The organism is Citrobacter sp. H12-3-2, assembly GCF_009649895.1.
Lineage (GTDB): Bacteria > Pseudomonadota > Gammaproteobacteria > Enterobacterales > Enterobacteriaceae > Citrobacter > Citrobacter portucalensis.
On record NZ_CP045837.1, the window covers coordinates 2,958,227 to 2,981,632 of the forward strand.

The 23,406-nt window shown below is 50.9% G+C and carries 23 protein-coding genes, 2 tRNA genes and 1 pseudogene; 18 read left to right on the top strand and 8 right to left on the bottom strand.

Annotated elements, in window-relative coordinates; all coding sequences use genetic code 11:
• The first annotated feature begins 9 nt into the window (after window positions 1-9).
• Complete coding sequence (locus tag GHC22_RS14180) at window positions 10-1,497, top strand: EmmdR/YeeO family multidrug/toxin efflux MATE transporter (RefSeq protein ID WP_153753328.1); 1,488 nt, start codon at window positions 10-12, stop codon at window positions 1,495-1,497.
• A gap of 99 nt (window positions 1,498-1,596) precedes the next feature.
• A tRNA-Asn gene (locus GHC22_RS14185) sits at window positions 1,597-1,672 on the top strand.
• Window positions 1,673-1,688: 16 nt separating this feature from the next.
• On the opposite strand, the gene GHC22_RS14190 is transcribed toward GHC22_RS14185, so the two are convergent.
• The 3 genes from GHC22_RS14190 to nac form a co-directional block, all read right to left on the bottom strand.
• Window positions 1,689-1,880: a hypothetical protein gene (locus GHC22_RS14190; RefSeq protein WP_153687041.1), complete on the bottom strand. Its 192-nt coding sequence runs from the start codon at window positions 1,878-1,880 to the stop codon at window positions 1,689-1,691.
• 410 nt (window positions 1,881-2,290) lie between these two features.
• Window positions 2,291-3,241 (bottom strand): HTH-type transcriptional regulator Cbl, encoded by a 951-nt coding sequence (cbl, locus tag GHC22_RS14195; protein WP_032942990.1) that lies wholly within the window; start codon window positions 3,239-3,241, stop codon window positions 2,291-2,293.
• A 101-nt stretch (window positions 3,242-3,342) separates the two neighbouring features.
• Window positions 3,343-4,260 carry a nitrogen assimilation transcriptional regulator NAC gene (nac, locus tag GHC22_RS14200; RefSeq protein ID WP_008784390.1) on the bottom strand — a complete coding sequence of 306 codons (918 nt, stop codon included), beginning with the start codon at window positions 4,258-4,260 and terminating at the stop codon, window positions 3,343-3,345.
• Window positions 4,261-4,586: 326 nt separating this feature from the next.
• Here nac and GHC22_RS14205 point away from each other — a divergent pair.
• Window positions 4,587-4,662 (top strand) — tRNA-Asn (locus tag GHC22_RS14205).
• Between the two features lie 75 nt (window positions 4,663-4,737).
• Here GHC22_RS14205 and GHC22_RS24900 read toward each other — a convergent pair.
• Window positions 4,738-4,824: pseudogene (locus tag GHC22_RS24900) on the bottom strand (type II toxin-antitoxin system PemK/MazF family toxin); the annotation flags it as partial.
• Window positions 4,825-5,007: 183 nt separating this feature from the next.
• On the opposite strand from GHC22_RS24900, the gene GHC22_RS14210 reads away from it, so the two are divergent.
• The 10 genes from GHC22_RS14210 to GHC22_RS14255 all read left to right on the top strand — a co-directional run bounded on the left by GHC22_RS14210 (window position 5,008) and on the right by GHC22_RS14255 (window position 16,066).
• Complete coding sequence (locus GHC22_RS14210) at window positions 5,008-5,991, top strand: alpha/beta hydrolase (RefSeq protein ID WP_153753330.1); 984 nt, start codon at window positions 5,008-5,010, stop codon at window positions 5,989-5,991.
• 289 nt (window positions 5,992-6,280) lie between these two features.
• Window positions 6,281-6,802, top strand: coding sequence for a ferric citrate uptake sigma factor FecI (gene fecI / locus GHC22_RS14215; RefSeq protein ID WP_008784388.1), 522 nt, complete (start codon window positions 6,281-6,283; stop codon window positions 6,800-6,802).
• On the top strand, window positions 6,799-7,752 hold the full coding sequence (fecR, locus tag GHC22_RS14220) for a ferric citrate uptake sigma factor regulator FecR (RefSeq protein WP_153753331.1): 954 nt from the start codon (window positions 6,799-6,801) through the stop codon (window positions 7,750-7,752). The genes fecI and fecR overlap by 4 nt, the downstream gene beginning before the upstream one ends.
• Window positions 7,753-7,838: 86 nt before the next feature.
• Entirely contained in the window at window positions 7,839-10,163 is a 2,325-nt protein-coding gene (fecA, locus tag GHC22_RS14225) for a TonB-dependent Fe(3+) dicitrate receptor FecA (protein ID WP_057066425.1), read from the top strand.
• Window positions 10,164-10,236: 73 nt separating this feature from the next.
• Window positions 10,237-11,136 carry a Fe(3+) dicitrate ABC transporter substrate-binding protein FecB gene (locus GHC22_RS14230; RefSeq protein ID WP_153753333.1) on the top strand — a complete coding sequence of 300 codons (900 nt, stop codon included), beginning with the start codon at window positions 10,237-10,239 and terminating at the stop codon, window positions 11,134-11,136.
• Window positions 11,133-12,131 (top strand): iron-dicitrate ABC transporter permease FecC, encoded by a 999-nt coding sequence (fecC, locus tag GHC22_RS14235; RefSeq protein WP_153753335.1) that lies wholly within the window; start codon window positions 11,133-11,135, stop codon window positions 12,129-12,131. Before GHC22_RS14230 ends, fecC begins: the two co-directional genes overlap by 4 nt.
• On the top strand, window positions 12,128-13,084 hold the full coding sequence (fecD, locus tag GHC22_RS14240) for a Fe(3+) dicitrate ABC transporter permease subunit FecD (RefSeq protein WP_153753336.1): 957 nt from the start codon (window positions 12,128-12,130) through the stop codon (window positions 13,082-13,084). The genes fecC and fecD overlap by 4 nt, the downstream gene beginning before the upstream one ends.
• The gene (fecE, locus tag GHC22_RS14245; protein WP_153753338.1) at window positions 13,085-13,852 is read left to right on the top strand and encodes a Fe(3+) dicitrate ABC transporter ATP-binding protein FecE; all 768 of its coding nucleotides are present in this window, start codon (window positions 13,085-13,087) and stop codon (window positions 13,850-13,852) included.
• Between the two features lie 378 nt (window positions 13,853-14,230).
• Entirely contained in the window at window positions 14,231-14,833 is a 603-nt protein-coding gene (locus GHC22_RS14250) for a TetR/AcrR family transcriptional regulator (RefSeq protein WP_100272629.1), read from the top strand.
• 78 nt (window positions 14,834-14,911) lie between these two features.
• Entirely contained in the window at window positions 14,912-16,066 is a 1,155-nt protein-coding gene (locus GHC22_RS14255; RefSeq protein ID WP_153687032.1) for an MFS transporter, read from the top strand.
• Between the two features lie 194 nt (window positions 16,067-16,260).
• Here the strand turns inward: GHC22_RS14255 and GHC22_RS14260 are convergent, their stop codons facing one another.
• Window positions 16,261-16,482, bottom strand: a complete 222-nt coding sequence (locus GHC22_RS14260; RefSeq protein WP_003036289.1) for a hypothetical protein — start codon at window positions 16,480-16,482, stop codon at window positions 16,261-16,263.
• Between the two features lie 97 nt (window positions 16,483-16,579).
• Between GHC22_RS14260 and GHC22_RS14265 the strand changes: the two genes are divergently transcribed.
• Entirely contained in the window at window positions 16,580-17,092 is a 513-nt protein-coding gene (locus GHC22_RS14265; protein WP_032942975.1) for a GNAT family N-acetyltransferase, read from the top strand.
• Window positions 17,093-17,289: 197 nt separating this feature from the next.
• Here the strand turns inward: GHC22_RS14265 and GHC22_RS14270 are convergent, their stop codons facing one another.
• The 3 genes from GHC22_RS14270 to GHC22_RS14280 form a co-directional block, all read right to left on the bottom strand.
• Complete coding sequence (locus GHC22_RS14270; protein ID WP_003832724.1) at window positions 17,290-17,805, bottom strand: phosphoribosyltransferase; 516 nt, start codon at window positions 17,803-17,805, stop codon at window positions 17,290-17,292.
• A 72-nt stretch (window positions 17,806-17,877) separates the two neighbouring features.
• On the bottom strand, window positions 17,878-18,993 hold the full coding sequence (locus tag GHC22_RS14275) for a gluconeogenesis factor YvcK family protein (protein WP_153753340.1): 1,116 nt from the start codon (window positions 18,991-18,993) through the stop codon (window positions 17,878-17,880).
• 1 nt (window position 18,994) lies between these two features.
• Window positions 18,995-20,131 (bottom strand): MFS transporter, encoded by a 1,137-nt coding sequence (locus GHC22_RS14280; RefSeq protein WP_137377856.1) that lies wholly within the window; start codon window positions 20,129-20,131, stop codon window positions 18,995-18,997.
• Window positions 20,132-20,393: 262 nt separating this feature from the next.
• Between GHC22_RS14280 and GHC22_RS14285 the strand changes: the two genes are divergently transcribed.
• The 4 genes from GHC22_RS14285 (at window position 20,394) to shiA (ending at window position 23,393) form a co-directional block, all read left to right on the top strand.
• Window positions 20,394-21,164 carry a DeoR/GlpR family DNA-binding transcription regulator gene (locus GHC22_RS14285; protein ID WP_003832721.1) on the top strand — a complete coding sequence of 257 codons (771 nt, stop codon included), beginning with the start codon at window positions 20,394-20,396 and terminating at the stop codon, window positions 21,162-21,164.
• 215 nt (window positions 21,165-21,379) lie between these two features.
• A complete protein-coding gene (locus GHC22_RS24690; protein WP_228553185.1) occupies window positions 21,380-21,541 on the top strand; it encodes a hypothetical protein in 162 nt (53 codons plus the stop codon).
• 3 nt (window positions 21,542-21,544) lie between these two features.
• On the top strand, window positions 21,545-21,799 hold the full coding sequence (locus GHC22_RS24695; RefSeq protein ID WP_228553187.1) for an N-acetyltransferase: 255 nt from the start codon (window positions 21,545-21,547) through the stop codon (window positions 21,797-21,799).
• Window positions 21,800-22,076: 277 nt separating this feature from the next.
• Entirely contained in the window at window positions 22,077-23,393 is a 1,317-nt protein-coding gene (shiA, locus tag GHC22_RS14295) for a shikimate transporter (RefSeq protein ID WP_003832199.1), read from the top strand.
• Window positions 23,394-23,406 lie beyond the last annotated feature (13 nt).

Consider the following 23,406-nt stretch of genomic DNA (forward strand, 5'->3'; position numbering starts at 1 on the left):
TCATTTGAAATGAGGTTTCAACTTTCTTCGTTAAGGTCCACTTTGAACGTCTCCGCTGCCTTACGCCAGGTCGCTTCCCGCACGCCCTGGTATGCCAAACGCAAGAGTTATAAGGTTCTCTTTTGGCGCGAAATCACTCCGCTGGCTGTCCCCATTTTTCTGGAAAACACCTGTGTGCTATTGATGGGTGTTCTCAGTACCTTCCTGGTCAGCTGGTTGGGAAAAGAAGCGATGGCCGGTGTCGGACTCGCCGACAGCTTTAATATGGTCATCATGGCATTTTTCGCCGCCATCGATCTGGGCACCACTGTGGTTGTAGCATTTAGCCTCGGGAAACGAGATCGTCGACGGGCCAGAGCCGCGGCCAGACAATCACTGGTGATCATGACAATTTTTGCTACCGTTCTGGCAGCGGTCATTCACTATTTTGGTCAACAGATTATTGACGTTGTCGCAGGTGAAGCAACGCCAGACGTTAAAGCTTTGGCACTCACCTATCTGGAGCTGACGGTGCTCAGCTACCCGGCAGCAGCCATTGCGCTGATTGGCAGTGGCGCACTACGTGGAGCCGGAAATACAAAAATACCGTTGTTGATTAACGGCGGCATGAACATCCTGAATATCATCATCAGTAGCATCCTGATTTACGGGATCTTTTCCTGGCAAGGTCTGGGATTTGTGGGAGCAGGTCTGGGACTGACCATTTCGCGCTACATCGGGGCGATTGCCATCATCTGGGTACTGATGATTGGTTTTAACCCCGCGCTGCGAATTCCCTTCAAAAGCTATTTTAAGCCACTCAATCTCGCCATTATCTGGGAGGTGATGGGGATCGGCATTCCGGCAAGTATCGAGTCAGTGCTGTTCAATGGCGGTAAACTTTTGACGCAGATGTTTGTTTCAGGCATGGGAACCAGCGTTATCGCCGGGAACTTTATTGCATTTTCTATCGCCGCGCTTATCAACTTACCGGGTAATGCTTTAGGTTCCGCGTCGACAATCATTACCGGCAGGCGTTTGGGAAATGGCCAGATTGCCCAGGCTGAAATCCAGCTACGGCATGTATTCTGGCTGTCGACGATCGGCCTGACGGCAATTGCCTGGTTAACCGCTCCTTTCACCGGGGTGATGGCCTCATTTTATACCCACGATCAGGATGTAAAAGAGGTCATAGTCATCCTGATTTGGCTCAACGCAGCATTTATGCCGATATGGGCAGCCTCCTGGGTATTACCAGCAGGCTTTAAAGGTGCGCGAGATGCACGTTTTGCTATGTGGGTATCGATGCTGGGCATGTGGGGCTGCCGCGTAGTCGCGGGTTACACCCTGGGTATCGTATTAGGATGGGGAGTTGTCGGCGTTTGGTTAGGCATGTTCTTCGACTGGGCCGTACGCGCCGCGTTATTTTACTGGCGTATGGTCACCGGCCGCTGGCTGTGGAAATACCCGCGCCCCGAACGCGAAAAGTGCATAAAACAACCGGTTGCGTCTGAATAAGCGGCGAAATGGGGAATATTTCAGCAAACGATCGCATTTATCTATTCAGGCTTTGACAACGCTGAGCGGCATCGCTAATATTCGCCTCGTTCAAACGATTCCTCTGTAGTTCAGTCGGTAGAACGGCGGACTGTTAATCCGTATGTCACTGGTTCGAGTCCAGTCAGAGGAGCCATATTTAAGAAGCCTGCTTAGGAAACTAAGCAGGCTTTTTGCTTTTCTGCGATCCCATTCGCCAGGTAGACCGCTTCACTCCACACCAGGTTTTTCCATACTGCCGACGGGAGAATGTCCGTCTGCTTATGCAAAATGTCTCTATGATCCAATTCGTTAACGTCATGGTTAAGTATCTTATCGTGCAACGACATCAGAATGAGACCCATACTTGCCCATGCCGATACTGCTGAAAGCAGCGCTAATCGCTTTATTAGTAATTCCACTGAGTACAATAGCCGGTGAGAAAGTCACGCTACGTTGCCCGGACAGAGGCTGGGCGGAGGTGACATTTCATTTGTTCCAGCACGTTAGCGTGCTGTGGGAAAACAATAGTTTTTATGTTTCCGATGCCCGGCGTAGTCAGAGTAATAAATTCTATACGTTTACCAATCGAGATGTTCTTTCGGTGAAGAATGGATTTCAGTTTATTTATGCGGATTCGGGACGGGCGGTGTCTTGTTCGATATTGTCGCGGGTGCCGACGCAGGATCTGAGGCTGGAGACCTTGAGGTAACGCAGCTTTCTACCCGCCATTCAGCGACGTCAGGGAAGCCCGTTTACTCACGGGCTTTTGTAGTTAAATCTGATAATCAATCACCGCCTCATCTGGCTCCATCGCCTGACGCTTAATTTCATCGACGGATAGCCCTGCATTGCATAGCTCGATGAATCGCCAGACGTAGTTGCGCTGCAGCTGTCCGCGTTTAAGCCCTAGCCAAACGGTATTTGCATCAAACAAATGCCGGGTATCCAGACGGGTTAAGGTCCCCTCTTCCTGCTCGCCGCTGGATTGCTCTGCCACCAGCCCAATCCCCAACCCCAGCGACACGTAAGTTTTAATCACATCCGAGTCCTGGGCGCTGAGAATAATATCCGGTATCAGCCCTTTGCGAGCAAATGCTTCATCGATGCGGGAACGCCCTGTAATCCCCTGACGATAGGTAATTAACGGCCAGTGAGCAATAGACTCCAGCGTGAGCGGAGAGGCTTTCACTAACGGATGGTCATGAGGAACAAGCAGGCTGTGGTGCCAACGAAACCAGGGAAAAGCCACCAACAATGGATCGCTGCTCAGCCGCTCACTGGCAATTCCGATATCTGCCCCGCCATTTTGTAGCAGGACATCAATCTCCTGTGGCGTACCCTGAATAAGTTCCAGACGCACCTCAGGGAACAGCTCACGAAAATCTTTTATCACCGCAGGCAAGCTATAGCGTGCCTGGGTATGCGTGGTGGCAATCGTCAGAACGCCGGACGTGTCATTGGTAAACAGATCCGCCAGTCGACGAACATTGCTGGCCTCATTCAGAATACGCTCGGCAATAACCAGCAAGGCTTTACCCGGTTCGGTCATGCCCAACAGGCGTTTACCGCGACGGATAAAAATCTCGATACCAAGTTCATCTTCAAGTTCACGAATGTGTCGGCTGACGCCCGACTGCGAGGTGTACAGTATATTCGCGACCTCTGTCAGGTTGTAATCCTGACGGGCCGCCTCGCGGATTATTTTAAGTTGCTGGAAATTCACGTTTCGCTCCGGGCACATCAGACATTACGCTATTGTTAAAGTCTGATGCCCGGCATAACAAATAATAAAAACCTGCATCTTATTCCTTGCGGGAATAAGGTTTAGCTGACCAGCTGCAGCTCGCGATTTTCCAGCGCCGGACGGCTGACCAGCGACAACAGAATCTCCTTCACGGCCTGCGCCTGGGGCGATAAACTCCCTCTGGCTGATACGTTCAACGATAATGGCAGATTCATCGATGGTGTTGTGATGCGCGCCATCCAGCCGTTAGCCGCATTGCATAATGAACGGGCGGCCGACTCAGGCAACACTGTGACACCCATACCACTGGCAATGGCGGCCGTTAGGGTGGAGATAGACTCAATTTCGCCAATCACTTTAGCCGTTAAGCGACGTAGCGAAAAAGCTTCATCCACGCGCAGGCGAACCGCGCTGTAATCCCGTGGCAAGAACAAATTCATCTGCGCCACTGCGGCTAAATCGACGCTTTGGCCAGGACACTCACGCGTGCCGACCAGGTACAGATCCTCTTTAAGCAACGGTTGACTGCTGATGCCCGCCACAGGAGAACGCTCATAGAGCACTGCCATATCTAATTGCCCGCTGAGCAGCTTGTCATTCAGCACTGCCCCACTGTTTTCATGCAAATAGACCAGCACATCAGGCAGTTCGGCACGTAGCGTCTGTAATAACGGCATGGTAATGGATGACGCGACTGTCCCCGGCGCAAGGCCGATAGAGACCTGTCCACTCAAGGTCTGGCCCACGTTATTAACCGCAAGTTGCGCCTGTTCGCACTGACGTAAAATCGTCCGGGCGTGGGTATATAGCACTTTTCCTGCTTCCGTCGGCGTGACGCCACGCTTGGTACGAATCAGCAATTGCTGATCCAGCTCACCTTCCAGCGTAGCGACCTGCTGGCTCAGCGCGGGTTGCGCAATGTGCAACACTTCCGCTGCCTGGGTCAGGCTACCAATATCGACGATTTTCACGAAATATTTCAGTCGTCTGAAGTTCATTTTGCCTCCTGTCGGAATACCAGAACCCGTGCTGGCAGTCATTAAATTCAGGATTGCAAGATGCTTGCCACTTTCGTCTAAAACGGTGTTTTACGGTTAAAGCCGCGTAAAGTCAGGAGTAAAAGCGAAGGAAGATCATTCTGCACACCTAAGTATCTCATTCAGGCTGCCCTGGAAGAGGTAGACACGCACCAGAATGGGGCAAAAGCATAAAAAGACGGAAAGATCGCCGCTTTGCTGATTTTGTCAGCAAACGAACACACAAATGTATTTACCCCTTTGACAAGCCTCACCACCCTCGCTAATATGCGCCTCGTTCAAACGATTCCTCTGTAGTTCAGTCGGTAGAACGGCGGACTGTTAATCCGTATGTCACTGGTTCGAGTCCAGTCAGAGGAGCCATATTTAAGAAGCCTGCTTAGGAAACTAAGCAGGCTTTTTGCTTTTATGCCATTGCTCATTGCGCATACCAAAACCTCAACTTAGTCTGACCAATACTTCATTCATAATAGCCTCAGGTATTTGTTCCAGACGCTTGCCGTTCCGGGCTTCCATATCAATAGACAGGAACAACAATGAGTTGAGATGTCCACTCTTCGCTCACAGTAGACTTTAAACTCACCCAGTACCTTCGCTCTGTGCCAGCAGAGGACTTTTCTATCACTGCTGATATATTAATCAATGTAGAGCAGGCCATATTTATAATATAAATTGACGGGTACGCTGAATTTTACAGGAACATCTCCAATGAATATTGCCGCCTCAATTGCCCTTTTGGGCGCTTGCCCATTTGTGAGTCTGGCGGCAGTACCGGAGACCTTTTCCGAAACTGCCCTGGATGCCGCAGGGCCAAAAGGCCCTTTGAAAGGCACGTTACTCACCCCGAATTCAAAACCAACAGCCGTTGTTCTTATCGTTCCTGGCTCCGGGCCAACCGATCGGAATGGAAACAACCCGCTTGGTGTGAATGCATCGCCTTACCGACTTCTTGCTGAAGGCCTGGCTGCCAAAGGTTTTGCGACACTTCGTATCGACAAACGTGGAATGTTCGCTAGCGCAATGGCCGTAGACGATGCCAATGCGGTGACGATTGCTGACTATGTTGACGACATTCGATCCTGGGTAGACGTGCTTAGACGTCACATGCACACTCCTTGTGTTTGGGTTTTAGGACACAGCGAAGGGGGCCTAGTCGCACTTGCCTCGGCTCAAGAAGAGAATGTGTGCGGTGTGGTTCTTATCGCAACGCCTGGGAGGCCGATGGGCGAGGTGTTGAGGGGGCAACTTAACGCTAATCCGGAAAATAAAATTCTATTAAAGCAGGCGCTGCCGATAATTGATGCTCTGGAGCATCGGCGGCGAGTCGATATTACGAATATTCACCCAGCACTGCAAAGTATCTTTAATCCTGCTGTTCAGGGGTTTTTGATCAATGCGTTTTCATATAATCCGGGTCATCTCATTTCGAGTATTTCCAAACCCGTGTTAGTGCTACAAGGGCAACGCGATCTCCAGGTGGAAGAAACGGATGCAAGACTGCTTAAGGCCGCGAATCCTCAAGCGTCCCTGGTTATACTGCCCAATATGAACCATGTTATGAAAGAGGTGACTTCGGACGATCGCAAAGCGAATATCGCGACATACGCTGAACCCGCGCTCCCCTTAGCTCCCGGTTTAATCGACTCGATTGAGCATTTCCTGATCCGCAACTCACCTTTTCCCGAAAAGTAACAGCTGCTCTGCTCTCGGTGTCCTCCCAAGACGGTTTACTTTTAAAGAGTTCAGCATGCTTTAAAGCATTCGTCTGCTCCATGCTCACAGCAGACATGGTCAGATGTCATTCCAACCGTCACATGCCAGAAGCAGACTCCCCTTCCCCATCCGATATCCACCTCATAACATTTTTATAAATAACAACGCATTAAGAAGTTCAACGTAATACAATTATATTTCTAATTGTAATGATAACCATTCTCATATTACTATAATCGCGTGATAATTAACTTTTGATACATTCCACATGTCTGACCACGCCACTACCACTGCTTCCTTTACGCTCGAGTCGCTTTATGGCGCACATCACGGCTGGTTGAAAAGCTGGCTGACGCGCAAACTCCAGTCCGCCTTTGATGCAGATGACATTGCCCAGGACACTTTTCTACGGGTAATGGGCAGCGACTCGCTCTCGACGATCCGCGATCCGCGCTCCTTTCTGTGCACTCTCGCCAAACGGGTGATGGTCGACCTGTTTCGCCGAAACGCGCTGGAAAAAGCCTATCTGGAGATGTTGGCGCTTATGCCGGAGGCGCTCGCGCCTTCCCCCGAGGAACGCGAGAGCCAGCTCGAAACCCTGCAACTCATCGACAGCATGCTTGACGGGCTGAACGGAAAAACACGAGAAGCGTTTCTGCTTTCGCAACTGGATGGTCTGACATACAGCGAGATCGCGCTGAAGCTCGGTATCTCCGTCAGTTCGGTGAAAAAGTATATGGCAAAGGCTATCGAACATTGTCTGCTGTTTCGTCTGGAGCACGGTCTGTGAACGCTTCTATCACCGATTCTCGCCGCCAGGCATTGCGCTCGGCATCGCACTGGTATGCTGTATTGAGCGGCGAGCGTGTCAGCCCACAGCAAGAAGCGCGCTGGCAACAATGGTACGAAGAGGACAAAGATCATCAGTGGGCCTGGCAACAGGTTGAAAACCTGCGCAGCCAGCTCAGCCGCGTACCGGGCGATGTTGCCAGCCGGGCGCTGCACGATACGCGCCTTACCCGTCGTCATGTCATGAAAGGGCTACTGCTGCTGCTCGGCGTGGGCGGCGGCTGGCAGCTCTGGCAGTCTGAAGCCGGTGAAGGTCTGCGCGCGGATTACCGCACCGCCAAAGGCGCGGTCAGCCATCAGCGGCTGGAAGATGGCTCGCTGCTGACGCTCAACACACAAAGCGCCGCGGACGTTCATTTTGATACGCGTCAACGCGCTGTCCATCTCTGGTACGGAGAAATTGCTATTACTACCGCAAAAGACGCGCAGCAGAGACCTTTCCGCGTTGTGACCCGTCAGGGCCAGCTCACCGCATTAGGCACAGAATTTACCGTCTACCAGCATGACAACGTCACACGCGTTGTCGTTCAACAACACGCTGTTGAAGTCTTACTGGCAAATCGTCCGCAGGAAAAACGCATCGTCAGCGCTGGCGAGAGCCTGCAGTTTAGCGCGTCTGAATTTGGTGCAGTAGCCTCAGCGGATGATGAAAGCGCCACCTGGACGCAGGGCATTCTGAGCTTCAGCGATAAACCTTTGAGTGAAGTGATTGCCACGCTGAGCCGTTATCGCAACGGCGTGCTGCGCTGCGATCCGGCTGTAGCCGGGTTACGCCTGAGTGGCACTTTCCCGCTGAAAAATACTGATGCAATCCTGGATGTTATTGCCAAGACTCTTCCAGTTAAAATTCAGTCAGTTACGCGATACTGGGTAAATATTTCCGCACTGTAAGAAAAATAATTCTCATTTCGATTGTCCTTTTTCCCCTTCTCATTCGACTCATAGATGAACACAACAAAAATGATGATGGAGAAGGTATGACGCCTTTACGCGTTTTTCGCAAAACAACACCTTTGGTTAACGCCGTTCGCCTGAGCCTGCTGCCGTTGGCCGGGCTGTCGTTATCCGCCTTCGCAGCGCAGGTTGATATTGCACCGGGTTCGCTCGACAAAGCCCTTAATCAGTATGCCGCGCTCAGCGGAATTACCCTGTCGGTTGACGCCAGCCTGACGCGCGGCAAACAGAGTAACGGTCTTCACGGTGACTACGACGTCGAAACCGGCCTGCAACACCTGCTGAACGGTAGTGGCCTGCAGGTGAAACCGCTGGGTAATAACAGCTGGACGCTGGAGCCCGCACCAACACCGCAAGAAGATGCCCTGACCGTGGTGGGCGACTGGCTGGGGGATGCGCGCGAAAACGACGTTTTCGAACATGCTGGCGCACGTGACGTTATCCGCCGTGAGGATTTCGCCAAAACCGGCGCAACATCCATGCGCGAGGTACTGAACCGCATTCCTGGCGTTACCGCCCCAGAAAACAACGGCACCGGTAGCCACGATCTGGCAATGAACTTTGGTATTCGCGGCCTGAACCCGCGCCTGGCCAGCCGTTCAACGGTGCTGATGGACGGTATTCCCGTGCCGTTTGCCCCTTACGGCCAGCCGCAGCTTTCACTGGCGCCCGTCTCACTCGGAAATATGGACGCCATCGACGTGGTTCGCGGCGGTGGCGCGGTGCGTTACGGGCCACAGAGCGTGGGCGGGGTGGTGAACTTTGTTACCCGCGCTATTCCGCAAGACTTCGGCATGGAAGCCGGCGTGGAAGGCCAGCTCAGCCCAACATCTTCACAAAATAACCCAAAAGAAACGCACAACCTGATGGTGGGCGGCACGGCGGATAACGGTTTTGGTACCGCCCTGCTCTACTCCGGTACACGTGGAAGCGACTGGCGCGAACACAGCGCGACCCGCATTGACGACCTGATGCTGAAAAGCAAATATGCGCCAAACGAAGTGCATACCTTCAACAGTCTGTTGCAATACTACGACGGTGAAGCTGACATGCCCGGCGGCCTGTCTCGCGCGGATTACGACGCCGACCGCTGGCAATCCACGCGCCCTTACGATCGCTTCTGGGGGCGCCGCAAGCTGGCAAGCCTCGGCTATCAGTTCCAGCCGGACAGCCAGCATAAATTCAATATTCAGGGCTTCTACACTGAAACCCTGCGCAGCGGCTACCTGGAACAGGGAAAACGCCTCACCCTTTCACCGCGTAACTACTGGGTACGCGGCATTGAACCACGCTACAGTCAGAGCTTTATGGTGGGTCCTTCCGCGCACGAAGTGGGCGTGGGATACCGTTATGTGAGCGAGTCGACGCATGAAATGCGTTACTACACTGCCACCAGCAGCGGACAACTGCCGTCCAGCGCCAGCCCTTACGATCGCGACACTCGTTCGGGCACCGAAGCGCACGCCTGGTATCTGGATGACAAAATCGACATTGGCAACTGGACTATCACACCGGGTATGCGCTTTGAACATATCGAGTCATACCAGAACAACGCCATCAAAGGCACACATGAGGAAGTAAGCTACAACGCCCCACTTCCGGCGCTAAATGTGCTTTATCACCTGACTGATAGCTGGAATCTTTATGCAAACACTGAAGGCTCATTCGGCACCGTACAGTACAGCCAAATTGGCAAGGCTGTGCAAAGCGGCAATGTGGAACCGGAAAAAGCGCGAACCTGGGAGCTCGGAACCCGATACGACGATGGCGCGCTGACGGCGGAAATGGGGCTGTTCCTGATTAACTTTAATAATCAGTACGATTCCAACCAAACCAACGACACCGTTACTGCACGCGGTAAAACGCGTCATACCGGACTGGAAACTCAGACTCGCTATGATCTCGGCACATTGACGCCAACGCTCGACAACGTTTCAGTCTACGCAAGCTATGCGTATGTGAACGCTGAGATTCGCGAGAAAGGCGATACCTATGGCAATCAGGTGCCCTTCTCACCAAAACACAAAGGCACGTTGGGCGTGGACTATAAGCCGGGCAACTGGACCTTCAACCTGAATAGCGATTTCCAGTCCAGCCAGTTTGCGGATAACGCCAACACCGTTAAAGAGAGCGCTGATGGCAGTACCGGTCGCATCCCTGGCTTTATGCTCTGGGGCGCACGCGTAGCCTATGACTTCGGCCCGCAGATGGCAGACCTGAACCTGGCGTTCGGTGTGAAAAATATCTTCGACCAAGAGTATTTCACCCGCTCTTACGACGACAACAACAAAGGCATCTACGCAGGCCAGCCGCGCACGCTGTATATGCAGGGTTCGTTGAAGTTCTAAACCCCGTTTACCCGGCCTGCATGCTGTTTTGTAGGTCGGGCAAACGAAACGCCACCCGACACAGGCAATTTACATGTTCACACCATTACGCACGCTATTCGCCGCTCTGCTGCTCACCGGCCATGCTTTTGCCGCCACGGTTCATGACGAACATGGCACCTTTACGCTTGATAAAACGCCACAACGGATAGTGGTGCTGGAACTGTCGTTCGCGGACGCACTGGCTGCTGTCGATGTCAGTCCGGTCGGCATTGCCGACGATAACGATGCCATGCGCATTCTTCCAGAGGTTCGTGCCCATCTGAAACCCTGGCAGTCTGTCGGCACGCGTGCGCAGCCGAGTTTAGAAGCCATCAGCGCGCTGAAACCGGATCTGATCATTGCCGACAGCAGCCGCCATGCGGGTATTTACAGCGCCTTACAGCAAATCGCACCTGTGCTGCTGCTCAAGTCTCGCAATGAAACTTACGCTGAAAATCTGCAATCTGCGGCCATCATCGGTGAAATTGTGGGTAAAAAAGCACAGATGCAGTCACGCCTGGCGCAACACCAACAACAGATGTCAGCGTGGGCCAGCCAACTGCCAAAAGACACAATGGTGGTGTTTGGTACGTCCAGGGAGCAGCAGTTCAACCTGCATACTCAGGAGACCTGGACCGGGGGCGTCCTGACCTCTTTGGGGCTGACGGTGCCTGCAGCTATGGCGGGTTCGTCTATGCCGTCCATCGGTCTGGAACAGCTGCTGGCGCTCAATCCGGCATGGCTGCTGGTCGCGCACTATCGTGAAGAGAGCATCGTGAAACGCTGGCAACAAGACCCGCTGTGGCAGATGTTAACTGCGGCGCAAAAACAGCAGACGGCGTCGGTCGACAGTAACGCCTGGGCGCGGATGCGCGGCATTTTCGCAGCCGAACGCATTGCCAGCGACACGGTAAAAATCTTTCACCACCAGCCTTTATCCGATGTGAAATGACAGTTTTCAAACATCCAGCGCTACAGTGGGGGCTTCCCCTTGTCGCGCTTATCGCTATCTTCTGGCTGAGTCTGTTTTGCTACTCGGCCATTCCTGTTTCTGGCGTTGATGCCATTCACGCCCTGCTGCCAGGCCATACGCCGACGCTTCCACAAGCGCTGGTGCAAAACCTTCGTTTGCCGAGAAGCCTGGTCGCCATTTTGATCGGCGCAAGCCTGGCTCTGGCGGGAACGCTGCTGCAGACCCTGACGCATAATGCAATGGCCTCCCCTTCACTACTCGGTATTAACAGTGGCGCAGCGCTGGCGATGGCGCTTACCAGCGCTATCAGCCCTGCGCCCGTTACGGGTTACTCCATCGCCTTTATCGCCGCCTGCGGTGGCGGCGTAAGCTGGCTGATGGTGATGACCGCAGGTGGTGGATTTCGCCACTCCCAGGACAGAAACAAACTGATCCTGACGGGCATCGCGTTCTCGGCTTTCTGCATGGCCCTTACCCGCATCACTCTGCTGCTGACGGAAGATCACGCCTACGGCATTTTTTACTGGCTTGCGGGAGGCGTATCCCACGCACGTTGGCAGGAGTTCTGGCAGCTTTTCCCAATGGTAGTGGTTGCTGTACCGGTGGTATTGCTGCTGGCTAATCAACTGAACCTGCTTAACGTCAGTGACAGCACCGCCCGCACGCTGGGGGTGAATCTGCCGAAGCTCCGTTTGATCATCAATGTTCTGGTGCTGCTTCTGGTCGGTACCTGCGTCAGCGTGGCAGGTCCGGTGGCGTTTATCGGTCTGCTGATGCCGCATCTGGCTCGCTTTTGGGTAGGATTCGATCAGCGCAAGGTCCTGCCGATGAGCATGCTTATGGGCGCCACGCTGCTGCTGCTGGCTGATGTTCTGGCCCGAGCGCTGGCCTTCCCTGGCGAATTGCCCGCGGGGGCAGTAGTGGCGCTGATTGGTGCACCCTGTTTTGTCTGGCTGGTCAGGAGGCGTGGATGAAAATTGCGTTCATCATTTTCATCACCCTCGCGCTGGCAGGACTTTCAGCTTTGTCACTACAAATGGGGGTGATCGCCGTTCCCTGGCGTGCTCTGCTGAGCGACTGGCAGACCGGGCGCGAATATCATTACGTATTAACGGCGTACCGCCTGCCGCGACTGCTGCTGGCGCTGCTTGTCGGTGCAGCCCTCGCGGTGGCAGGCGTGCTGGTGCAAGGGATCGTGCGTAACCCTCTGGCATCACCGGATATCCTCGGCGTAAACCATGCCGCCAGCCTGGCCTCTGTGGGCGCGCTGCTTCTCTTACCGTCACTACCGGTGATTACTCTGCCGCTACTGGCCTTTGCCGGTGGCATGGCGGGCCTGATCCTGCTGAGAATACTGGCGAACACCAGCCAGCCGATGAAGCTGGCGCTCACGGGTGTTGCGCTCTCTGCCTGCTGGGCCAGCCTGACGGATTATCTGATGCTTTCGCACCCGCAGGATGTGAACAGCGCCCTGCTGTGGCTGACCGGCAGCTTATGGGGCCGTGACTGGAGCTTTGTGAAAATAGCCGCCCCACTGCTGATTTTGTTTCTGCCGCTGAGTCTGCGTTTTTGCCGCGATCTCGACCTCCTGGCATTGGGCGATGCGCGCGCCACCACGCTCGGTGTGTCGGTGCCGCGTATTCGGCTCCAGGCTTTGCTACTGGCCGTCGCCATGACATCGACCGGCGTGGCCGTCTGCGGCCCAATTAGCTTTATTGGTCTTGTGGTGCCGCATATGGTGCGCAGCATTACCGGTGGACGTCACCGCTGGCTGCTGCCCGTTTCAGCCATGGCAGGTGCGTTGCTGCTGGTGGTTGCCGACCTGCTGGCGCGAATTGTTCATCCTCCTCTGGAACTTCCGGCTGGCGTGCTGACCGCCATTATCGGTGCACCATGGTTTGTCTGGCTGCTTGTGAGAATGCGATAAATGACATTACGAACTGAAAATCTGACGGTCTGTTACGGTACAAACAAGGTGCTTGATGGCGTTTCACTCGCCCTACCAGCGGGGAAGACAACCGCCCTGCTCGGCCCTAACGGCTGCGGGAAGTCAACGTTGTTAAACTGTTTTTCACGACTGTTAACGCCGCAGTCCGGCGGCGTATTTCTCGGCGATAGTGCCATCAGTACGCTCTCATCACGCCAGCTAGCCCGCAGGCTGGCGCTGCTGCCCCAGCACCATCTAACTCCCGAGGGGATCACCGTCCAGGAGCTTGTTTCGTACGGTCGCAACCCGTGGTTGTCACTCTGGGGGCGTCTCTCCGTTGAAGACAATACGCGGGTCCATGATGCTATGAGCCAGACGCAGATCCAACATCTTGCCGACCGACGGTTAACCGATCTTTCTGGCGGTCAGCGACAGCGCGCATTTCTGGCGATGGTCCTGGCGCAGGATACGCCCGTTGTACTACTCGATGAGCCAACCACCTATCTCGATATCAATCATCAGGTGGAACTGATGCGGCTGATGGGCGAACTCCGGGCTCAGGGGAAAACGGTGGTCGCCGTGCTGCACGACCTTAATCAGGCCAGCCGGTACTGTGACCATCTGGTGGTCATGGCGAACGGACATATTATGGCGCAAGGCACACCAGAAGAGGTGATGAACCCTGGATTGCTGAGAACCGTATTCAGCGTGGATACGGAGATACACCCCGAACCAGTATCTGGCAGGCCGATGTGTGTAGTGAGGTAGATGATACAGTCTGTAATGGTAGCAGGGTCTCAACAGGTCGCTTGTCATATCACGCATGCTGCGATGACTTCACTCTGCCCTGTGAGTTCAATCGGTCGATGCAACGCTATCCTTAATCGAAGGGGGACGTTGGACGCTGTATGTTCACTAGAATACGGTAGATTCAGGTATGATGATTAACCATTACGCGTGGTTGCCGTTGTATCAACGTACTATCCTGGAGAGGATAAAATCCACACATCCCTCTATAGAAGCGCATAGCAATTCATAAGAAAATCTGTCGGCGCATCACCACTGATTTTTTTATGAAAATTATTTGACTGATCGTTCCATAATCAATACTATGCCGCCTCAACTCATTTCAAGTCCCACATCCCTATGAGTGCTGAAAAACCAACCTTTCCAGGTCGTCCACGAAAGTTCGAAGATCAGGATGTCATTGATGCTGCCGTCGCTGTTTTCAGCGCCAATGGTTATGCAGGCACCTCTGCGCAAGATTTATGCAATGGTACGGGATTAGGGCGGGGAAGCCTATACAATGCCTTTGGAAGCAAGCAAGCCCTGTACGAGCAAGCTTTGTTGCGCAGCCACGAACAAACTATGTCAGCACAGTTAACAATACTCACACAACCAGGTCTGGTAAAAGAGCGATTGCATACCCTTCTGCTCTGGGGTATTGCCGAAGATCTTTCTCAGCCAGAGCAGCATGATGCGATGGTCTTATTTTCAGCCTTAGAGATGGGCAGTAAAGATGAAGCCGTTGCGAGCCTGAATAATGAATATCGTCAGCATTTAGAAAAAACGCTGGTGTCGGTATTCATCGAAGGCCAACGAAGCGGCGAACTGAACAATAAAGCATCAGCCGTCGAAATGGCGAGAGGCTTTATGGCAGGCTATTACGGTTTACGTGTACTGAATAAAAACATTTCAGATAGAAAAATCCTCGAAGATGTCGTCGCTGGTCTGTTAATCAATTTATAAATTTAAGCGAAAAAATTCATTATTTACTTGCACTCATTTTTGTAACGATCATTCCAATACAAGGAAAAATAAAAAAACATGCCATTAGTCGTTTATATTTTAGGGTTAGCCATTTTTTCATTAGGTACAGCAGAGTTAATGGTGGCGGGTATGATGACCACGCTATCTGAAGCATTTGGTGTTACAGTCGGCGAAGTCGGGCATTTGATTTCATATTATGCATTCGGTGTAATGCTAGGTGGCCCGGTATTAACCTACACCTTTCTTAAGTTTAAAGCGCCCTATCGCTCAACGTTATTATGGCTGTTAGGGTTATATGTTATCGTACAAGGATTAAGCGTCTTTGCCTCTGATTACAATGTGTTAGTTGCTATTCGAATCGTGACAGGTATTTTATGTGCAGGGTGTTTAAGTCTTTCACTCGCGACAAGTATGGCTCTTGTATCTGTAGAAAATCGCCCTCGTGCCGCATCAATAGTGATAGCAGGTTTTATGGTATCCAATGTCTTTGGTGTACCTATCGCGACAATCATTGACCAGCACTGGGGCTGGAAAATGAGTTTTGGGCTGGTCGCGGTCCTGGTTTTCATATGCCTGCTAGCATTAGTACGTTTATTGCCACATATGAGTGGCGGCGGTGCTATCAAGATGGCTGAAGAGATTAAGGCATTTAAAAATAAAGCCTATTGGAAAGCCTGTGCAACCAGCTGTTTGATTTTGGGAGCAAGTTTTGCGGCATTCAGTTATTTTGTCCCCGTGCTGACGGATGTCAGTGAATTTACAATGCAGACGGTTCCCTTCATTTTGATGCTTTATGGACTAGCCAATATCATCGGGAATATGGTAACGGGACGTCTTGCATATCGCCATAGTTTAACTGTTATGGTTGTCGGCTTAACAATATTGAGTATTTCTTTGCTCGGCATGGCGCTATTTGTTCAATATCAGGTCATTGCTCTTCTGGCTGTTATACTTATCGGTTTATCTGGCGTACCAATGAATCCGGCAATGATGGCAAGAATTGTCAGCGTGGCACATCCAGGGCCAATGGTCAATGCCGTTCATACTTCCGTGATCAATATTGGATTAGGTGGCGGATCTTATTTAGGTGGAATGGCAATTTCATCTGGATTCGGTTTACGTTCAGCTCTATGGATTGGAATGGTATTAGCGGTTCTGGCTTTATTATCCGTATTACCTTATATCCGTCGTAGAAAACAAGGCTGGAGTTAATAGGTTCTGAAGATAAAAATGCCCCACTTATAAAAATTACGGGGCGTCGATTTAGCCGTTAAATTTTATTCAAAACTCACTGGCTGCATGTCGCTCAAAGTTGCTCCTCAGCTCCACGTCAGGTGCGGAGTAAACCCATCCGTGTAAGTGCACAATTTTCATGCGCTACTTAAGCAGCGTGCTCCCATCAACATTCAGTCAGCTTTATACGCCTGCCACTCGCGCCAGACATTCTCAGGATCAATATCGCGGTAGCCACGCTCTCTGATTATATCCTCAGCTGCTTCGGCTGGCAGGCGGATGGCTGTAGCGCCATCGCGAATGGACTCAACCTCATCGCGGGTCAATTCCCGTCCTATGTCCTGTTCTTTATCAATCAGAACTACGATCAACGCAGGGATAAAAACAATCTTCATACTGATAAGCCTCTGAAATGTTCGCATCCCACTGTATCACTGACAGTTTTGATATAGTTCAGTAATCGTTAATTTATTACCAGGACAGGAATCATTCATGACATTACAAATCCGTGAAGCCACACCTGCCGACGCGATGTTGCTTAATGCGCTGGGCTACCGCATCTACCGCGCACACTTTGAACATCTGTGGGAGTCAAAGTCTGAACTGGAAGCTTTTTTAGCAAGCGAATATTCTCTGGACGAGCTGGAACAGAGCCTGAATGAGCAAGCGGTCTGTTGGTATGTAGCAGAGACCGATAGGCCAATTGGTTTTGCGAAAGTGACCTATGAAAGCAGCATCCCTGATACGAATATGTCAGGGATGCTGCTTAACAAACTCTATCTTGATCCTGCAGACACCCGTAAAGGTTACGGTCAGGTCATGTTTGACACCGTCAAAGACCTGGCCCGGGCCAGGGGGAAAGACTTTGTATGGCTGGAGGTTCTTGAACAGAACGAACGCGCCTGTAATTTCTACCGCAAACAGGGCATGACCTTAATTAAAAGAGACTATTTCAAAACAGCTTCACAGCAGAGCGTCATCAGGATTATGGGGATTGCTGTCTAGCGGGTGACCGGCCGCTTCGTGCCAACAGCGGACATTGTTTCGGTCTACTGTCAGTGTTGTAACTTTTCTTAACTGACTGTTTTTGTGGGGCTGGCGGGAATTGAATCTGCGAGCACACAGAAAAGTGATCCAGAAAATTAACCATTAAAGGCAATTTATCCGTAACCGAGCCCCACTTAACATAAGTGCACGACTGGTTATTTCATTAATTTAGTAATATTGGGCCGATTGCGATATTTATTATCCCATGGCATACCATAGCCAATGAGTAGATCATCACTCTCCATTTCATAGGCAAAATACTGTTTTACAGGAATATTCACTCTTCCAGGTTTGACGAAGAGGACGGCAACAGACAGGGATGCTGGATTGAAATTATCTAAGATATATTTAATAAGGCGCTTCATTGTACCACCTGATTCTATTGCATCATCAATAAGAATGACATGACGATTTTCAATCTCAATATTTTGATGGTAAACAATAGTGGAGTTGTTATTTCGTTCCCCAGGTGTGTGAGGGCAGGATATGTAATCCATGCTTACATCAAACTTCAGCTTTCTTGTTAAGTCTGCTGTATAGAGAATACCGCCTGGAACAACAGTTATAACAACAGCATCGGTGTAGTCATTGTTCAACTGCTCAGCCACACGACTGACACCGACAGCAATACTTTCTTCATCAAGAATAACTTCACCAATATGATGATTCATCGTTCGAACTCCACGTATGTTGTAATAACGAACTAAGCATTCAACTTATCAATCAAAAAGACTTCTTTCCGATTAATTTTCAACCAGAGACAATAGCCTGTTTGCAAGTATTTCACCATCGTGTTTACCACGCACCCAGACATCTTCAAACTCATCCAGCACACAGGTGTAGCGGGTTGATTCATTGATTTCATCCGAGAGATAGGCAAATTCACCCACATATTTTTCAATTGAAAGAAATCTCTGATTTCCCAGAACCATCAACTCAGGCAAGGCAATGGATGCGTCTGCATCGTGCCATTGCTGGATAAAACGATTAGCAACATCCTGCAAACCCAGTCCATGACTCTCACGGCATTCTAAAATATTAGCGATCAGTGCTACGGGGCATCCTGCTTTTGCTATGGCTGCGATTAAGCCCTTAACCTGAAGATGTGGCATGATACTGGTATAAAAACTGCCAGGACCGAAAGCGACAAGATCCGCGTTCTTTATGGCTTCCAGCACGGCAGTATTTACCTGAGCATTGCTTCCGTTGGACGTTTGCAATGTGACAGAATTGATGCCAATCTCCGCCTGTTGCCTAGAAAGATGGGTAATTCTGTCCTGAGGTGAAACATGCTGCCCATCATTAAGATTAGCGGAAAGCACAAGATCATTATTGAGTGAAGAAGGCCAGACTTCTCCTGTAATGCCGCAGAGTTTTCTGAAAACAAAAATCGCGGTATTCATATCCCGATTATGTGCCAAATAGGCGCCGGTTAAGATGAAATTCCCGATACTGCCATTACGGTAGTCAAATGCGACACCCACCGTGGTAGAAAAAATCTGGAGATAATTAACAATTGCGCCTCTCAATCCAGTATCGAGGCGCTCAAGCAAAGGATGTCTGTCCTCCGCATAAGCCTGAAATTCTCTCAAAGCTTCCTGAGTTTCCCCCTCGGATGATAAACGGGTATTGCAGATGCGAACGATATCACCCGAACAGTTTTCACCATAGGCCATGGTCATTAGCGCCTGGCGGATATCACCTACAGATAATACATCGATATTTTCTCTAATTGATCGTGAGCTTCCACCGCTATCCCACGCAGGAACAATACGAGTCAAAGAAACTGGATGGTGGCAAAGCGCAATATTCAGAGAACGGCATGCACTGCCACCAGAAAACAAAACAATACGCTTCACTTTAAATCTCCTGGTGCAATTTTAGTGTTTTACTTAATGCCAGACTTAGCATTAATACGAGAATCATGAGTGCCGCTACAAAGATAAAGGCAGCAGGCAAAGAACTTCGGTGGGCAATAAAACCAATCATGGCTGGTCCTGCAAGTACGCCGATATACCCCATCGTAGTCACAGCTGGAACTGCAACTGCCTGCGGCATGCTCTGCTGTTTGCCAATCTGGCTGAACATAACAGGTACAATGTTTGCGCAGCCTGCGCCTATAAAGAAATAGCCGGCAAGGAGTGCAGGAATTGAGCTAACCAGGATAATGAGGCAAAAACCGAAAAAGGCCAGAATTGCACCGTAAATGACGACAGGCAAAGCGCCAAGGCGACTAATGACCGCATCACCGCTAAGTCTTCCCACCGTCATAGCGACAGCAAAGCAAGTGAAACCGAGACCTGCCTGAGAATCCGCAACTTGCCTTACTTCCGACAGATAAACAGCACTCCAGTCAAGTACGGTTCCTTCAGCCAGAAAAACGATAAAGCAGATGACACCTAAGAGCAGGACATCTCCTTTAGGAAAGGAAAATGATGGGCCTTCTGCTGGGCTGGCATAGGTAAGAAGTTGTCTGTAACTGGCTATTAACAACAAGAAGATAATGAGACAGACTGACAATGATGCTGTGTGAATGTTCAGACCAACAGTGAGCAGGCAGGTCATTACGCCAGCTCCCGCAATACCTCCTACGCTATACATCCCATGGAAACCGGACATAAGTGGGATGCTTTCGTTTTTCTCTACCAGTATTGCCTGAATATTCATGGCGCAGTTGGCAAGGCCAATCCCAGTGCCGAACGTGAGTAGAAGAAGGCCAAGTGAAACGGGGTCATTGGCTAATGTTAAAAACGGCATGGATAACAGAATAATCAGTACTGCACAGCCGATAATTTTACGACAGCCGAAGCGAGCTGTGAGAGGCCCTGCAAGGGGCATAGAAATAATAGCGCCCCCTCCTAGGCACAGGAGTAAAACACCCAAAACTGCCTCGTTAGCTCCAGTATTAATTTTTGCAAAAGGGACCATCACAGCCCAGGCTGACGTTGCCAATCCTGCGATGAAGAATATGCATCGTGTTGCAACTTTTTCGTTCATTCTTGTGCTCGCTTTGCGTTCGTTACGAGAGCGGTCTTTCGCATTTTCGCACTGCACCAGCCTGACTCATGGATACACAAATGTTGCTCTGATAATGAGATAAAGGGGCACGGTCGAAACATGCTTTAACCAGCTGAAATTTATGTTGATTTATGAATCCCCTATGCGCCGGGGAGTAATGTAAATCAACGGAGTTGACACAGATAATATGAATGCACGATCATGCACCCTCTTGCTCGTTTAAATGAACTTAGGAGTTAACGTGCTCGATTATGCAGCTTTCCCGGATCAACGACAAGCCCTAATTCGTGAGCTCTTACAAGAAAAAGGACGGGTTGTTTGTGTCGAGCTTTCTGCTCAACTAGGTGTGTCAGAACACACAATTCGCCGTGATTTACATGAGCTTAGTAAGGATGGCGTTTGCAAAAAGGTATACGGTGGGGCTGTGGCCACACTGCCTGAAGTAGGGAATTATGCTGATCGCACAACTACAAAAACAGATGAAAAGAGCATGATCGCGCAAAAGTGCGCGCAACTTATCAAAGCAAATAGCTGTATCTTTATCGATTCAGGCACGACGAATCTTGCTATGGCCATAGCTCTTCCGGAGTCAGTGGCTTTAACTGTGGTGACAAACTCGCCAGAAATAGCTGCCATTCTATTAAGAAAACCGTTATGCGAAGTCATCATGCTGGGTGGAGCGGTTCAACGCTCATCTGGAGGGTGTGTTGGCAGTCCTGCCCTTGAACAAATTAAAGCAATTATCTTCGATCAGGGTTTCATCGGAGGTTGTGCAATGTCGTTAGAATCAGGTCTGACTGGTTTCGATTATGCTGATTGTGAGTTCAAGAAAGCGGTTATCAGACAGTGCAGCGAAGTGATTGTGGGATTAACATCCGACAAGATCCCTGCGGCCGCTCGCTATGTCGTTGCAAGTAGCAGCCAGATAGATGTGCTCGTCATTGAGGGGGGTGTGAGCAAAAAATATGCTGAAGTATTCCAGGAAGCTGATCTTCAGATTTATGAAATTTAGGGTAAGACTGTGCTGCCAGTCCGCAGAACCCCCATGTCTGACTGTTTATGCTAACGCCGTTGTGGGGGGGGAAGTGCAAACGTCTGCTGTTCGCTCACAGCGGACCTTCAGCTCAGTTGCCTGGTCCGCTTCGCGCCAAGAGCGGACATTGAACAAGATTTGATGTAGGGTATTGCGCGATTCGTATAGCCGCAACGTTAATGAGAGCCAGACTTATGAACTACTTTATTCGACCAGCTACGCCTGACGATATCAATAAAATAATCGAATTCACCACTCAGGAAGCACAAGAATCTGAAGGTTCAGTGATTGTCCTTGTTGCTGTGGAGCGTGGCGTTTCGTCGGCGTTTAGTGAAAACCCACGTTCAAAATATTAGGTCATGGAAGATTCTTCAGGAACAGTGATCGCCAATACCTCTGTCGTAAAAGAATGGAGTGATTTTCATGGAAATGACTACTGGTGGATCCAAAGCTTTTATATCGCCCCGGAGCATCGTGGGATGGGATTAGCTGATGAGCTCATCAAACATCTTACAAAAGAAGCTAAATCAGAAAAGGCACTGGAGCTTCGCTTATATGTCCACGGAGATAACGGGCGTGCGATTCGTGCTTATGAGCGATGTGGTTTCACCTAATCTCCGTATACCATTATGAAAGTGGGTTTATAACTTCCCCAAATACAGCGCTCCTAATGCTCCACCTGAAATCAGAACACTCCTGACAGGCCACGATTCCACCAGGTTCAGATTTCTCATTCATCTTATTTTTCATGTTGCCATCAGATGAGGGAGATAATCGTTTTCACTTCCCGTCTGTCGCGGTAATCTCATAACGGTCGTTAATATTGCGACTGCAATGTGTGTAACCCAACTCAAATACTAATAACTAAAAAACAGTACAGACAGGATAACTATGGATTCCTCCCTCACCTCCACGGGTCCCCAACAGGACGCCTCTTCACTTAACCGCGCCCGACGCGCTGCGCTTGGTAGCTTCGCGGGTGCCGTGGTCGACTGGTATGATTTTCTGCTTTACGGCATCACTGCCGCACTGGTCTTTAACCGCGAGTTCTTCCCGCAAGTCAGCCCGGCAATGGGAACACTTGCCGCATTTGCTACCTTTGGCGTCGGATTTTTGTTCCGCCCGTTAGGCGGGGTGATCTTCGGCCACTTTGGCGATCGCCTGGGGCGTAAACGTATGCTGATGCTCACCGTCTGGATGATGGGGATCGCCACTGCACTGATAGGGATTATTCCTTCCTTTGACACCATTGGCTGGTGGGCTCCCGTTCTGCTGGTGACGCTGCGTGCTATTCAGGGATTCGCCGTTGGCGGTGAATGGGGCGGCGCGGCGTTGCTCTCGGTCGAAAGCGCGCCGAAAAATAAAAAAGCCTTCTACAGCAGCGGTGTTCAGGTCGGTTATGGCGTCGGGCTACTGCTTTCTACCGGTCTGGTCTCGCTGATTAGCTCGCAAACCACCGATGAGCAGTTCCTGAGTTGGGGCTGGCGTATTCCATTCCTGTTCAGCATCGTGCTGGTATTGGGCGCGTTGTGGATGCGTAACCGAATGGATGAATCGGCCGAATTCGAACAGCAGCAACAGGCGCCGCAACCAGAGAAAAAGAGACTACCGGTAGTCGAGGCGTTAATCCGTCATCCAGGTGCCTTTTTGAAAATTATCGCTCTGCGCCTGTGTGAACTGCTGACGATGTATATCGTCACTGCGTTTGCCCTAAATTACTCCACGCAGAATCTGGGCTTACCCCGTGAACTGTTTCTGAATATCGGCTTGTTGGTGGGTGGGCTGAGCTGTCTGACCATCCCCTGCTTCGCCTGGCTCGCCGACCGCTTTGGTCGCCGGCGCGTTTACATTACCGGCGCACTGGTGGGGACGCTCAGCGCATTCCCGTTCTTTATGGCGTTAGAAGCGCAATCCATTTTCTGGATCGTGTTTTTCGCAATTATGTTAGCCAACATTGCACACGATATGGTGGTCTGCGTGCAGCAACCAATGTTTACCGGTTTGTTTGGCGCAAGCTACCGCTACAGCGGCGCTGGCGTTGGTTATCAGGTAGCAAGTGTGGTTGGCGGCGGTTTTACCCCCTTCATTGCTGCTGCGCTGGTAACATTCTCCGGCGGAGACTGGCACAGTGTGGCCATTTATCTGATGGCGGGTTGTCTTATTTCCGCCACTACAGCATTGCTGATGCGGGATAAGCAGCACGGTTAAGCCCGGGTGCGGA

Excerpts from the sequence above, each read along its gene's own strand:
- GHC22_RS14255 (WP_153687032.1), top strand. The coding sequence starts at position 14,912 with ATGCCATTAGTCGTTTATATTTTAGGGTTAGCCATTTTTTCATTAGGT.
- GHC22_RS14230 (WP_153753333.1), top strand. The coding sequence starts at position 10,237 with ATGTTCACACCATTACGCACGCTATTCGCCGCTCTGCTGCTCACCGGC.
- fecC (WP_153753335.1), top strand. The coding sequence starts at position 11,133 with ATGACAGTTTTCAAACATCCAGCGCTACAGTGGGGGCTTCCCCTTGTC.
- GHC22_RS24690 (WP_228553185.1), top strand. The coding sequence starts at position 21,380 with ATGAACTACTTTATTCGACCAGCTACGCCTGACGATATCAATAAAATA.
- fecA (WP_057066425.1), top strand. The coding sequence starts at position 7,839 with ATGACGCCTTTACGCGTTTTTCGCAAAACAACACCTTTGGTTAACGCC.
- GHC22_RS24695 (WP_228553187.1), top strand. The coding sequence starts at position 21,545 with ATGGAAGATTCTTCAGGAACAGTGATCGCCAATACCTCTGTCGTAAAA.
- GHC22_RS14260 (WP_003036289.1), bottom strand. The coding sequence starts at position 16,482 with ATGAAGATTGTTTTTATCCCTGCGTTGATCGTAGTTCTGATTGATAAA.
- shiA (WP_003832199.1), top strand. The coding sequence starts at position 22,077 with ATGGATTCCTCCCTCACCTCCACGGGTCCCCAACAGGACGCCTCTTCA.
- fecD (WP_153753336.1), top strand. The coding sequence starts at position 12,128 with ATGAAAATTGCGTTCATCATTTTCATCACCCTCGCGCTGGCAGGACTT.
- GHC22_RS14280 (WP_137377856.1), bottom strand. The coding sequence starts at position 20,131 with ATGAACGAAAAAGTTGCAACACGATGCATATTCTTCATCGCAGGATTG.
- fecI (WP_008784388.1), top strand. The coding sequence starts at position 6,281 with ATGTCTGACCACGCCACTACCACTGCTTCCTTTACGCTCGAGTCGCTT.
- fecE (WP_153753338.1), top strand. The coding sequence starts at position 13,085 with ATGACATTACGAACTGAAAATCTGACGGTCTGTTACGGTACAAACAAG.
- nac (WP_008784390.1), bottom strand. The coding sequence starts at position 4,260 with ATGAACTTCAGACGACTGAAATATTTCGTGAAAATCGTCGATATTGGT.
- GHC22_RS14250 (WP_100272629.1), top strand. The coding sequence starts at position 14,231 with ATGAGTGCTGAAAAACCAACCTTTCCAGGTCGTCCACGAAAGTTCGAA.
- GHC22_RS14190 (WP_153687041.1), bottom strand. The coding sequence starts at position 1,880 with ATGGGTCTCATTCTGATGTCGTTGCACGATAAGATACTTAACCATGAC.
- GHC22_RS14265 (WP_032942975.1), top strand. The coding sequence starts at position 16,580 with ATGACATTACAAATCCGTGAAGCCACACCTGCCGACGCGATGTTGCTT.
- GHC22_RS14270 (WP_003832724.1), bottom strand. The coding sequence starts at position 17,805 with ATGAATCATCATATTGGTGAAGTTATTCTTGATGAAGAAAGTATTGCT.
- GHC22_RS14210 (WP_153753330.1), top strand. The coding sequence starts at position 5,008 with ATGAATATTGCCGCCTCAATTGCCCTTTTGGGCGCTTGCCCATTTGTG.
- GHC22_RS14180 (WP_153753328.1), top strand. The coding sequence starts at position 10 with ATGAGGTTTCAACTTTCTTCGTTAAGGTCCACTTTGAACGTCTCCGCT.